The sequence below is a fragment of the Pseudarthrobacter sp. NPDC058119 genome, from assembly GCF_042884655.1.
Taxonomy (GTDB): domain Bacteria; phylum Actinomycetota; class Actinomycetes; order Actinomycetales; family Micrococcaceae; genus Arthrobacter.
On the sequence record NZ_JBHVTN010000001.1, the window covers coordinates 207,646 to 219,985 of the forward strand.

Annotated in this window: 11 protein-coding genes and 1 other RNA gene; 1 reads left to right on the forward strand and 11 read right to left on the reverse strand. The window is 64.9% G+C overall.

Annotation, left to right across the window (positions count from 1 at the left end; genetic code table 11):
- The first annotated feature begins 33 nt into the window (after positions 1-33).
- Positions 34-1,077 carry a zinc-dependent alcohol dehydrogenase family protein gene (locus ACFVTD_RS00970; RefSeq protein ID WP_387556796.1) on the forward strand — a complete coding sequence of 348 codons (1,044 nt, stop codon included), beginning with the start codon at positions 34-36 and terminating at the stop codon, positions 1,075-1,077.
- Here ACFVTD_RS00970 and ACFVTD_RS00975 read toward each other — a convergent pair.
- The 11 genes from ACFVTD_RS00975 to ACFVTD_RS01025 all read right to left on the reverse strand — a co-directional run bounded on the left by ACFVTD_RS00975 (position 1,047) and on the right by ACFVTD_RS01025 (position 12,276).
- Positions 1,047-2,072 (reverse strand): ATP-dependent 6-phosphofructokinase, encoded by a 1,026-nt coding sequence (locus ACFVTD_RS00975; RefSeq protein WP_387556799.1) that lies wholly within the window; start codon positions 2,070-2,072, stop codon positions 1,047-1,049. The genes ACFVTD_RS00970 and ACFVTD_RS00975 overlap by 31 nt on opposite strands.
- A complete protein-coding gene (locus ACFVTD_RS00980; RefSeq protein WP_387556802.1) occupies positions 2,069-5,254 on the reverse strand; it encodes an HAD-IA family hydrolase in 3,186 nt (1,061 codons plus the stop codon). Before ACFVTD_RS00980 ends, ACFVTD_RS00975 begins: the two co-directional genes overlap by 4 nt.
- A gap of 59 nt (positions 5,255-5,313) precedes the next feature.
- Positions 5,314-5,778, reverse strand: coding sequence for a pyridoxamine 5'-phosphate oxidase family protein (locus tag ACFVTD_RS00985; protein WP_387556805.1), 465 nt, complete (start codon positions 5,776-5,778; stop codon positions 5,314-5,316).
- A gap of 164 nt (positions 5,779-5,942) precedes the next feature.
- Positions 5,943-6,311, reverse strand: a transfer-messenger RNA (tmRNA) gene (ssrA, locus tag ACFVTD_RS00990).
- A 73-nt stretch (positions 6,312-6,384) separates the two neighbouring features.
- Positions 6,385-6,858, reverse strand: coding sequence for an SsrA-binding protein SmpB (smpB, locus tag ACFVTD_RS00995; protein WP_141160006.1), 474 nt, complete (start codon positions 6,856-6,858; stop codon positions 6,385-6,387).
- Positions 6,859-6,938: 80 nt separating this feature from the next.
- Positions 6,939-8,369, reverse strand: a complete 1,431-nt coding sequence (locus ACFVTD_RS01000) for a peptidoglycan DD-metalloendopeptidase family protein (protein WP_387556809.1) — start codon at positions 8,367-8,369, stop codon at positions 6,939-6,941.
- A 27-nt stretch (positions 8,370-8,396) separates the two neighbouring features.
- A complete protein-coding gene (ftsX, locus tag ACFVTD_RS01005; protein ID WP_387556811.1) occupies positions 8,397-9,311 on the reverse strand; it encodes a permease-like cell division protein FtsX in 915 nt (304 codons plus the stop codon).
- Positions 9,308-10,096: a cell division ATP-binding protein FtsE gene (gene ftsE, locus ACFVTD_RS01010; RefSeq protein ID WP_387556814.1), complete on the reverse strand. Its 789-nt coding sequence runs from the start codon at positions 10,094-10,096 to the stop codon at positions 9,308-9,310. Before ftsE ends, ftsX begins: the two co-directional genes overlap by 4 nt.
- 187 nt (positions 10,097-10,283) lie before the next feature.
- Positions 10,284-11,399: a peptide chain release factor 2 gene (gene prfB, locus ACFVTD_RS01015; protein ID WP_387556817.1), complete on the reverse strand. Its 1,116-nt coding sequence runs from the start codon at positions 11,397-11,399 to the stop codon at positions 10,284-10,286.
- Between the two features lie 47 nt (positions 11,400-11,446).
- A complete protein-coding gene (locus ACFVTD_RS01020; RefSeq protein ID WP_387556820.1) occupies positions 11,447-11,857 on the reverse strand; it encodes a pilus assembly protein TadG-related protein in 411 nt (136 codons plus the stop codon).
- A gap of 32 nt (positions 11,858-11,889) precedes the next feature.
- Positions 11,890-12,276 carry a hypothetical protein gene (locus ACFVTD_RS01025; protein ID WP_387556823.1) on the reverse strand — a complete coding sequence of 129 codons (387 nt, stop codon included), beginning with the start codon at positions 12,274-12,276 and terminating at the stop codon, positions 11,890-11,892.
- Positions 12,277-12,340 lie beyond the last annotated feature (64 nt).

Sequence of the window (12,340 nt, forward strand, 5' to 3'; positions counted from 1 at the left end):
GTGCACGAGCGCAGGTTCCAGGCAGGAGATTCAGTGCGCGCATGGTGGGTAGGCGAGCCCGGCCCCATGTCCACCCGCCCGCTGGTCCAGGGGACCCGTGCAGCTCCCAGGCCGGCGGCCCACGAGATACTGGTGGACGTGACGGTCTGCGGTGTGTGCCGCACAGACCTCCATCTCGCCGAAGGTGACCTCTCCCCGCGCCGCCCCCGCGTGGTCCCGGGACACGAAGCTGTCGGAGTCGTCGTCGAAACCGGAGCGGACTGTTCCCGTTTCACGGCAGGTGACAGGGTTGGCGTGGCATGGCTGGGCGGCGTTTGTGGCAGGTGTGGCTACTGCCGCCGCGGCGACGAGAATTTGTGCACGTCACCGGTGTTCACGGGCTGGGACAGGGACGGAGGCTATGCCGAGCAGCTGGCTGTCGCCGAGGACTTCGCCTATCCCTTGCCAGCTGTCTTCACCGACGAACAGGCCGCGCCGCTGCTGTGCTCGGGGATCATCGGATACCGGGCCCTGAAGCGCGCAGCCCTGCCCGTTGGCGGCCGCCTGGGCATCTACGGGTTTGGCAGCTCCGCGCACATCACCGCCCAGCTTGCCATCAAACAGGGCGCCTCCGTGTTCGTGATGACCCGCTCCGACAGCGCACGGGCGCTGGCACTGGAGCTGGGAGCCGTGTTCGCTGGGGATGCCTACGATACGCCGCCTGTACCGCTCGATTCCGCCATCCTCTTTGCGCCGGTGGGCCGCCTGGTCCCGGTCGCGCTGCGTGCCCTGGACCGTGGCGGGACCTTGGCCATTGCGGGGATCCACCTAAGTGAAATCCCTGCCCTGGATTACGGCAGGGAACTCTTCTTCGAACGCCAAGTGCGCAGCGTGACCGCCAATACCAGGGCTGACGGGCGCGAGTTCCTCACCCTGGCGGCAAGGCTTTCCCTGGCCCTCACCACCACCGCCTACCCGTTCGAGGCCGCGGACAAGGCCCTCGAAGACCTGGCCGCCGACAGGATCACAGGATCGGCCATCCTGCGGGTCAGGCCGGAGCACGACCGTCACCCGAACAAGACGGCGGCCTCCTGGTAACGCGACTCCGGAACCACTTTCAGTGTCCCCAGCGCTTCCTCCAGGCCAACGTTGACAATTTCGGTGCCGCGGAGCGAGACCATGGTGCCCCATCTGCCTGCCGCTGCGGACTCGACGGCGGCAAGGCCCAGCCTGGTGGCGAGGACCCGGTCGAAGGCTGTGGGTTCACCACCGCGCTGGATGTGGCCCAGGACCGTGGCACGGGTTTCGATTCCGGTCCTCGTCTGCAGTTCTCCCTCGAGCAGCAGGCCGATGCCGCCCAGGCGTGGCCGGCCGAAGGTATCCAGGCCGCGGGGCGCGTAGGGTGCCTGGTGTCCCTCGGGCGCGAAGGCTTCCGCGACCACCACCAGGGGCGCCCTTCCACGGTCGCGGGCCGAAACCACCCACGAACAGACCTGGTCCAGCGACACGGGGTGCTCGGGGACCAGGATGGCGTGCGCGCCGGATGCCATCCCCGCATGGAGCGCAATCCAGCCGGCGTTGCGGCCCATGACCTCTGCGACCATGCACCGGTGGTGTGACTCACCGGTGGTCCGGAGGCGGTCGATGGCCTCGGTGGCAGTCTGGACCGCCGAATCAAAGCCAAACGTGTAATCCGTGGCGCCGAGATCGTTGTCGATGGTCTTTGGCACACCTACTACGTTGATGCCCTGCCCGCACAGTTCCCGGGCCGCCGCGAGGGTCCCCTCTCCCCCGATGGCGATCAGGCCGTCCAGGCCGTTCCGGCGGAAGGAGGCACGGACGCCGTCGATCCCCTTCCCCACCAGCGGGTTGGTCCTGGAGGTGCCAAGGATGGTGCCGCCGAGCCGGGAGATACCGCGGACGCTGGTTCGGGGCAAAGGTACGGCGTCCTGCTCCAGGACACCCCGCCACCCGTCCCGGAACCCCAGGAATTCGTACCCGTGCGCCACGTCTCCACCCAGCACTGCTCCCCGGATGACCGCGTTGACCCCAGGGCAGTCTCCACCGCTGGTGAGGATTCCCAGCCGCCTCATGATGCGGCCACCCCCTGGTCCTTTACAGGTATGGGGAACTGCCGGGTCTGGCCGGGTGGAAGGACCACGTCATTGCCGGACACGTGCACCGTGATGGGGCCGGCGTCGCCGGGTGCGGAAGCGATGCTCATGTGCCCGTCCTTAAGGTTGACCCGGAGTCGGTGCCCACGGTACAGGACCTCAAACGCAACCGCGCGGAGCCCCGTCGGCAGGTTGGGAGCGAACAGGATGGTGTCCCCGCTGAGCCGCAACCCCGCGAAGCTGCGCTGCACCACGTCGATCGTGCCGCCCATCGCGCCCAAATGGATACCCGTGCGGGTGGTGCCGTGCTGGGTATCGTCGAGGTCGGCGTCGAGCGCTTCCCGGAAGCTGTCCCATGCCCGGTCCGCGTCCAGGCCCGCCAGGACAGACGCGTGCGCAACCCGGCTCAGCGTGGAGCCGTGGGCAGTCCGGGCAAGATAATACTCAATGGTCTGGTTGAGCTGCTCCTGCGTGAAGGCGTACTGTAGGCGCCGGAGGATGGCCACCAGCCCTTCGTGTCCCAGGAGGTACGGGAGCATCAGGACGTCCGCCTGCTTCGCCAGTTTGTAGCGGTTGGTGGCGTCGTCCTCGGCCTCAAGGATCAGGTCCAGCCGTTCAATGTCGCCGTAGGTGTCCCGGTAGTGTTCCCAGTCGAGTTCCTTCAACTCCCCGTAACCGTCAAACTGGCTAATGACGCCGTCGCTGTGGAAGGGAACGTACATCGCGGTCCCCATATGCGCCCATCCGGCGGCTTCCTCGTCGGAGACACCCAGGCGTTCCATAAGTCCGGCACGCTCACTGCCGTGCAGGAATGATAGGATGCCTGCTGCCTGCGAGCAAACCCAGGCGGCCATCACGTTCGTGTAGGCATTGTCGTCCAGGCCGGGTTTGTCGCGGTCCGGATAGGCCGTGTGGTACTCGTCCGGTCCCACCACGCCCCGCACGTGGTACCTGCCGCCCTTTTCGTCATACTCCGCCAGGGAGCGGAAGAAGCGGGCTACCTCAATCACCAGCTCAGCACCCTTCTGAAGGAGCCAGATCTTGTTCCCTGTGGCCTGGAAGTATTGCCATGCGTTGAAGGCGACGGCCAGTCCGGAGTGGACCTGCAGGTGCGAATGGTCCTTTACCCACCTGCCGGACCGGTCGTTGAACAGCCATTTGGGGGTTTCCTCGGTCCCGTCGCTGCCGCTTTGCCAAGGGAATTTTGCCCCTGCCAGCCCTTCGGCCGTTGCGGCCTGCCGGGCCGCGGGGAGCCTGCGCCACCGGTAGTCGAGTACGGAGCGGGCGATATCCGGGGTCCGTGAGGTGAGCACCGGGAGGACGAACAGCTCATCCCAAAAGACGTGGCCCCGGTAGCCCTCGCCATGGAGTCCGCGGGCCGTCACCCCGGCATCCAGTTCGGCCGTGTGGTGGGTCAGTGTCTGCAGCAGGTGGAAGATGTGCAGGTTGAGGACCATGCGCACGGGCACGGGGGCGTCAATCTCCACCAGGAACGGACGGAGCTCCCGCCGCCAGGCTTCCTCGTGGGCGGCGAGCAGCGCATCGAAATCCCCGGCCGCGCGCTCAAGCACCGCATGGGCCCCCGTTTCGGGCGAGGAGATGGCCCGGTCGCGGGACGTCACCACCGCCACTGATTTGGTGATCCGCGCCGTGGTGCCGGCTTCGAGGCGGACGAGCAGGTTCTGGAAATGGAAGGCGCCGCTCACGCCGTCGGTAATTCCTGCGGCCGCCGGGGACACCTGCGTCCGGTAAGCCGCTGCGATGCGGATGAGGCTTTGGGTGGTTTCAACCTCGACGACGGAGGTCCCGTCAGGATGCACCGCCGGGTCCGGATTCTTCGGGACCGTTTTATCGGCCAAGTGCACATCTGAGCCTTGGGCACGTTCGGGAAGGTTGGCGTTGCGGACTCCGGCGTCAATTCCGCTGCGGACCTCCACCGGGCCACTCCAGCCCAATGCGGTGACAGCCGTCTGCAGGACCAGCAGGTGGGGCTCGGCCATGGACGCGAACCGGGTTTGCGCCACCTCCAGGCGCCGCCCGTCAGCCCCCTCCAGCAAGAGCCTTCGCTCCAGCACCGCCCTTCTGAGGTCCAGGACCCTGCGCTCGCGCACGACGGACAGGCCGCCTCCGGACCACCATTCCTGGCCGGCCAGGCGCAGGTCGAGGGGAAGGCAGTTGGGTGCGTTGACCATGTGTTCTTCCAGCAGCATCTCGTCGGCGGACTTCGCCATGACACGGTTGTAGATGCCGGCAAGGTACATGCCTGCATAGCTGTAGGGGCCGCCCTCGGGGGCCGCGCCACGGACGCCCAGGTACCCGTTGCCAAGGGTGGTCAAGGCCTCCCGGTGACCCTCGTGCCCGGCGTCGAAACCTTCGAACACAAGGTGCCACGCGTTGCCAATCACCTGGCCCAGGTCAAGCTCCCCCACATCATTGAGGACCGTGTCTGCACCCGCGGCTTCGAGGTGACGGCGGTTCCCCGTCCGGTCTATTCCCACCACCAGCCCGAAACCGCCGCGACGCCCGGCTTCGACACCGGCGGCGGAGTCCTCAATCACCACGGCATGGGCCGGAGTGACACCAAGCCTTGCTGCGGCAGCCAGGAAGACATCGGGGGCCGGCTTCCCCTGCAGCGCGAGCCCTGCCGCCGTCGCACCATCCATGACCACAGTGAAGAATTCCTTGAGGCCCGCTGCTTCCAGGACCGATGCCGCGTTTCGGCTCGAAGTGACCACGGCCATGGGCACGGCAGCCTCGGTGAGCCGGTGCAGCAGTTGCAGGGTTCCGGGGTAGCTTTGGACACCGTCCCTCCGGAGGTGTTCCAGGAACAGCTCGTTTTTCCACCGGCCCAGGCCGAATCCTGTCCAGGCTCCAGCGTCATCTGTTTCCTCCCCCTTCTCAAGGGGCACTCCCCTGGCGGCAAGGAAGCGCACCACTCCTTCCTCGCGGGGACGCCCGTCGATGTAGGTGAGGTAGTCCGCTCTGCTGAGCGGGGCGCGGTCGGTGCCCGGCGGAATCCTTGGGTCTTGCAATATCCTGGCGAAGGCGTCCTTCCATGCGGCCTGGTGCACCAGCGCCGTGTTGGTGACCACTCCGTCGAGGTCGAAGATGACGGCGTCAAACGGTGGCTTGGCAGCAGCGGCGGTGGGCGACGCGATCATAGGTCAAGTGCTACCAGCAAGCAGGCGTCCAGCAAAGGGCCCATTGGCCCGCCGGTCGGCTACGCGGTGTCCCTGGCCGCTTTGTCGCCTATATGGTTCCACCACGTCAGGGGCGGCGTGATGGCGAAGCGCCGGCCGCTGACGGCTGTGGGGACGATGCGGACGAAGTGGTCCTTTTGTCCGGCCTGCCAGGGAAACAACGTCAAGGCGGCTCCCCTTAGGAGCTCCTGGGTGGGCTCCAGGATGACGGCTTTGCCTTTGACCAGCACGCTCCAGGCTTTGGAGTCGTCATGGCCGTCTGCTTCAAGCGCGACGGCGAGTGGGCCCCCGGCGGCCCGCAGCTTGGTTCCTTCCCCGGTGCGGAAAACAATTGACTGCTGGTCCACTTTGTAGTTGATGGGGAAAACTTCCGGATAACCGTCCACCAGCACCGCCAGGTGGCCGACGGACACGCCGTGGAGGAGGTCCCAGCACGTTGCGGCGTCCAGGACTTCGGTGGGCAGTTGCGCCGGGTCGTTGTGCATGCCTCGACGATAGGGCCAAGCCGGCCGCCCCGGTAGAGCACTTAGGCCCGGCCGGCATTCCTGGTACGGCAAGCCCTGTCGGCAAAGAAAAACACCCCGGTCCGAAGACCGGGGTGTTACCGATGACTCGACTCATCCGTGAAGGATGTCCCGACTCACCACACTCGTGGAGATGGGGGGAATTGAACCCCCGTCCGATGTCGTGTTGTCAGGGCTTCTCCGGGCGCAGTTTGCGTCGGATTTTCTCGGCCCCAGCCATGCTGCAAACAGCTGGCTGATCCGGGCCCAGTCACCTAAAAGTCCCGTTTGCTCCGATGACGGGAGCAAACAGCAGTGGCTATCTAAATGACGCCAGGATCCGGGGCGATAGCAACCTCGGGCTGACGGACTGTCTTACTGCTTAGGCAGCAAGAGCGAAGTCAGTGCGCTTAGAATTGGCACTTATTGGTTTGCAGACAGCGTTTACGAGATAAATCTGCATCCTCGGCCCGCTTCACCTGTCGCGACTAACATCGTCGAAACCGATCATCCCCGTATTTTGTTACCAAACCGGCTGGCAAGCCTGCCGGACTACCCATACTAACGCATGCCCGGCCGAAATAATTCCTAGCGGCGCCGGTTGCGCTCCCGCATTTCGCGCTGCGCTTCGCGGTTGTCCTGCTGCTCGCGCAGGGTCTGCCGCTTGTCGTACTCCCGCTTGCCCCGGGCGACGGCGATTTCCACCTTGGCCCGACCGTCGACGAAGTAGAGCTGCAGCGGAACCACCGTGTACCCGGCCTCCTGGACCTTGCGGGAGATCTTGATGAGTTCCTCGCGGTGCAGCAGGAGCTTGCGCCGCCGCCTGGCGGCATGGTTGGTCCAGCTCCCCTGGTTGTACTCCGGAATGTGGATGGCTTCCATCCACAGTTCGTCGTTATAAAAGGTGCAGAATCCGTCCACCATGGAGGCGTGCCCCTCGCGCAGGGACTTCACTTCGGTGCCCATCAGCGCGATGCCGGCCTCGTACGTGTCCAGCACGTGATAGTCATGCCGGGCCTTGCGGTTGGTGGCCACCACCTTCCGGCCACTTTCTTTCGGCACGGGACAACTCCTCAGGTTCAGGTTGGACGGTCCGGGCCAGTGGCGCCGGAGCTATACCAGTCTACGGCAGCCGCTACCGCCTACAGCAGCCCCATGGGGTCGACGGCCCGGCCGTTAAGCCAGGTCTCAAAGTGGGCGTGGCAGCCGGTGGAGTTACCGGTGCTGCCCGAGTAGGCGATGAGTTGCCCCTGCGAGACCCTTTGGCCGTTCGAGACCACGATGCTGGAGTTGTGGTAGTAGATGGTGGTCAGGGTGTTGCCCTGCACCATGCCGTGATCGATCTTGACACGCCACCCGCCGCCGTCGGCGGAGTTCCACCCTGAGCTGAAGACTTCCCCGGCGGCCGCCGCGTACACGGGCGTACCGCAGGCAGCACCGAAGTCGATGCCGGTGTGCATGTACCCGCCCGTGCCGTAGAAGTCGATGGTTCCCGGCGGAGTGGTGCGGTAGCCAAAGCCGGAGGTGATGGGGATGCTGCCATCGAAGGGATGGCGCAGGCCAAAGGCCGACGGCGAGCCGGCTGCCGGCGGGACGTACGGCTGAACAGGCGGGGCGGGGCGGTTCGCTGCCGCGGCTGCTGCAGCGGCGGCAGCAGCTGCGGCCTCAGCCTGCCGGCGCTGCTCCGCCTCCCATGCCTCACGGGCCTTGCGGTCACGTTCGGCGATCTCGTTGGCCACTTGGTTCTGGTTGGCCTGGACGCCCGCCAGTTGCGCCTGGATTCCGGGCTTGGCAGCCTGCAGCTCGGCGTCGAGACGGGTGGTGTCGGCAATCAGCTGGTCTACTTGGGCTTTTTTGGCGGCTGCTTCGTCGCGAGCAGCCTTTTCCCGTTCAAGCGCGGCGTCGGCTTTGGCCTTAAGGTCCTTGATTTCCGCTTCCACAGCCTGGAGCCGGGCTTCCGAGTTCACGTTGGTCGCGTTTTGCTGGTTCAGCTTGTCCATGGCGGCGTTCTGGCTGCGCATGGCCTGGTCGGCGAGGTCCATGGTGTCGGTGAGGCTGCTGCCGCTGTTGGAACCGAAGAAGAGCGACAGGTTGGAGGGGACACCGCCGGACTTGTAGGCCTGGGTCGCGATCTGGCCAATCAGTTTCTTGGTATCGGCAATCTTCTGCTTGTCGGTTTCCAGCTGCTGGGTGATCTTGGCTTTGTTTTGCTGCGCCATGTCGACTCTTGCAGCCAGTGCCTCCGATTCCTTGACTGCGCTGGCGACGCGCCCCTGCGCGTCGAGCAGCGCCTGCTGTGCCCCCGGGAGCTGTCCCTGGTAGATCACCAGGTCGCCGGCGGCCTTTGCGATACGCGAATCGACGAACTCCAGGGACGCCTGGACGCGGGCAGCCTCCGCCTCAAGCGCGGCTTTCCGGTCCTCGAGGTCGTCTGCGAACGCCACGGGGGTTGCTACGGCCATGCCTGCAGAAAGGATGACGGTGAGCACGCCGCTGACGAGACTCAAGCGGCGGGCAGCGGCCCGTCCCCGGTTTCCCCTGGCGTGGGGCGCGGTTTGATCAGTAACGTTCATGGGCATTCCTTGGTTGGTGTGCACAGCCTAAACGCGCAAGTATCTGCGTAGTGTCAAGAGGGACGAAATTCCTGCCAAGGATCCGCCAAGGATCAGCAGTGCCGGTGCGAGGATGAGGGTCTGGCCGGACGAGATGAAGGCCGTGTCCGGGTATTGGCGGGACATGTAGTCGCCCAGGAAGAACTGCGCTACGGCCCACAGTGTGCCCGAAGCCAGGGCGGCGCCGATGACCGCCGCGATGACGCCCTCGAGGATGAACGGCAGCTGGATGACGGTTTTGGAGGCACCCACAAGCCGCATGATTCCGGTCTCCCGGCGTCTGCTGAAGGCGGAGAGCCTGATCGTGGTGGCGATGAGCAGGATGGCGCAGACGATCATGACGCCGGCGATGCCCACGGCCACCAGGGATGCCCCGTTCATCACCGAGAAGAGACGTTCGAGCAGCTGCCTCTGGTCGATGACCGTCTCCACGCCGGGCTGGGAGGAGAACGTCTCACTGATGATTTGGTACTTCTCTGGATCCTTCATGTTGATCCGGAACGAAGCCGGCAGCTGGTCCGGGGTTACCGAATCCACGATGGGCGAATTGGAGAACTGGTCCTTGAAGTGCTTGTACGCCTCATCCTTGGACTCGAACTGGAAGTCGTTGATGTACTGCGCCACAGCCGGGGATTCCAGGAGTGCGTTCAGGCCCTGCTGCTGTTCAGGGGTTACCGGCCCGGACGCGCAACCGGGCGCCGTCGACCCGTCACTGCAGAGGAAGATGGCCACCTGGACCTTGTCGTACCAGTAGCCCTTCATCTGGTTGATCTGCATTTGCAGCATGCCGGCCGCGCCCACGAACGTGAGCGACACGAAGGTCACCAGGATGACCGATACCACCATGGAAAGGTTCCGGCGCAGGCCGCTGCCAATTTCGGAAAGAATGAATGCGAGCCTCACCGCTGGGCCTCGCCTTCAGCGCCGTTGCCCGGCAGACCGGCGTCGGGATTTTCCCTGCCGCTGGCGTCCTTCAGGCGCCGGGACTGGCCGACGACGGGAATCATCGAGGTGTACAGGGCTTTGGCTTCGTCGCGGATCACGACGCCGTTCTTCAGTTCCACCACGCGCTTGCGCATTTCGTTGACGATGTCGTCGTCGTGGGTGGCCATCACCACCGTGGTCCCGTTCTGGTTGATCTTGTCCAGCACGCCCATGATTCCCATGGAGGTGGTGGGATCGAGGTTTCCCGTTGGCTCGTCCGCGAGGAGGATCCCGGGCCGGTTGACCACGGCGCGGGCGATGGCAACGCGCTGCTGCTCACCGCCGGACAGCTCGTGGGGCATGCGGTGTTCCTTGCCTTCGAGGCCGACTGTCTTAAGGACCTCGGGAACCGTATCGCGGATCACGCTGCGGCTCTTGCCGATGACCTGCATGGCGAAGGCGACGTTTGCGAAAACATTCTTCTGTGGCAGGAGGCGGAAGTCCTGGAAGACAACGCCGATGCCGCGGCGGAGTCGCGGAACGCGCCAACTGGAAATTTTGGCGACATTCTGGCCTGCAACGTACACGGCGCCGGAGGTGGCGCGGTCTTCTTTCAGCACCAGCCGGAGGAAGGTGGACTTTCCGGAGCCTGAGGCGCCGACGAGGAAGGCGAATTCGCCGCGGTCTATCTCAAGGTCGATGGAATCCAGTGCCGGTCGGGCTTTCTGGTCGTAAACCTTGGTGACATTTTCGAATCGAATCATGGCCCTAAGTACCCTGCAGGGCATGGCTCATCCGTCTGATGCAGCCCAGTTCTGCAGCCGGTGCACGGGTTTTTCGTTTGGGGGAAAGTAGGGCCCCGGCCCCTTGACTATACGCAGGATCCGGGGCTGTTGGGCGGGCTTTCGGGGCGTGTCGCCGCATCACCCGTCGGCCCGCCGGGTAGGCATCCTACTTCTCGGCGTTACGGTTATCGGTCCGCCAGCGGATGCCGGCGTCGATGAAGTCGTCGATCTCGCCGTCGAACACCGCTGACGTGTTGCCCACTTCGTGTTCTGTGCGCAGGTCCTTCACCATCTGGTACGGGTTCAGGACGTAGGAGCGCATCTGGTCACCCCAGGACGCCTTAACGTCTCCGGCCAATGCCTTCTTTTCCGCGTCCTCCTGCTCTTTCTTAAGGAGCAGGAGCCTGGACTGCAGCACGCGCATGGCAGCCGCCCGGTTCTGGAGCTGGGATTTCTCATTCTGCATCGAAACCACCGTGCCGGTGGGGATGTGGGTGAGGCGGACGGCCGAGTCAGTGGTGTTGACCGACTGGCCGCCCGGACCGGACGAGCGGAAGACATCCACGCGGATTTCGTTATCCGGGATGTCGATGGAGTCCGTCTGCTCAATCAGCGGTATTACTTCGACGGCCGCGAACGACGTCTGCCGGCGGCCTTGATTGTCGAACGGGCTGATCCTGACGAGGCGGTGGGTGCCGGCTTCCACGCTGAGCGTGCCGTAGGCATAGGGAGCCTTGACCTCGAAAGTGGCGGACTTCAGTCCGGCTTCCTCGGCGTAGGAGGTGTCCATGACCGTAGTGGGGTATCCGTGGCGCTCGGCCCAACGCAGGTACATCCGCATGAGCATCTCGGCAAAGTCTGCGGCATCCACGCCGCCCGCGCCGGCCCGGATGGAAACCACGGCTTCGCGTTCGTCGTACTCGCCGGACAGCAGGGTGACCACTTCCAGGTCCTTGAGCGCCTTCTTGATGGACTCAAGTTCGCCGGCGGCCTCCCCCATCGAGTCGGCATCATCCTCGTCCTGGCCTAGCTCCACCAGGACCTCAAGGTCGTCGATCCGGGCTTCGAGGTTGGTCAGGCGTTCCAGTTCGGACTGCCGGTGCGAGAGCCTGGAAGTGACTTTCTGCGCGGCCGCGGGGTCATCCCAAAGGTTCGACTCCCCCGCCCGCTCGCTGAGTTCGGCGATGTCTTCCTTGAGCGCCTCGACGTCGGTGACGCGTTCGATGGACTCGTAGGTGGCGCGCAGCGCACGGATTTCAGCGGAAAAATCAATATTGGCCATGGTGGTTTAAGCCTACGCTATTGCCGAATCCCGCCCGTCCCGGCGTCCTACCGGGTCAACCGCGAGCGCGCGGTTGACGTTGCCTCAATAGGGATTCCGTCCGGAATGAGGAAGTTCACGACTGGAGGGTGGACGGCGGCCGTGAGGACAACGACGGCGGTGGAACCGTCCGGCGTTCCCGTCGCCCCCGTGACGGCAAGGCCGGAGAAGCGCTGCGAAGCGGGGCTCCTTGCAACAAAGTCTGCTGCCACGTTCCGGACGCGTGCCGGGTTGAGGACAGCAGAGGGGCGGCCGCCCTGCGTTGAGACCTCGCCGAGGGTGTAGCTGTCGGCAGCGGCAACCGACGCACCGTCCGCCAGGGACAGCAGGCGTTTATGTTCCAGGTAGACGGACGAAATGCCGATGACCACCGTCGCCACCAGGAGCGCGAGGAGCACGTAGCCCAGGATCATGACCATCAGCTGTCCTTTCTGGTCTGGTTGCTGGCGGTTCATCGGTAGCGCCCCACCAGCTGGGAAGAAGAAGCTTGGACCTCGGTGGCAGACAGCCCGTCAGCAAAAGGCATGAAGGGCAGGGGCACCCTGAGGCTGACCGTCACCGTTACCGTGCTGCCTGCGGCCTGGCAGTCGGCCGGGCTGCAGAGCGCGTTCATGGTGGCCCGATCCGCCTGGTGGCCGAAGTCGGAGAGTGCCAGTGCCACCGCCTGCTCCGCAGCCGCCTGGGCACTGCCGGCGTCGGGTTGGGCTACGTAGACCTTGGCTGCCTGGTCCGCGGCGCCCACCACAGCGAAGGATCCCCCCTGGATCTGCCCGACAGTTATCACGAAGTACACCAGCGGAACCATCAGCAGGAGTGCAAGGAACGTAAATTCGACCACCGCGCTTCCCTGTTCACGATCCAGGCTAGGTTGACGTCTTTCCGCCACGCGCGCTAGTTCGGGA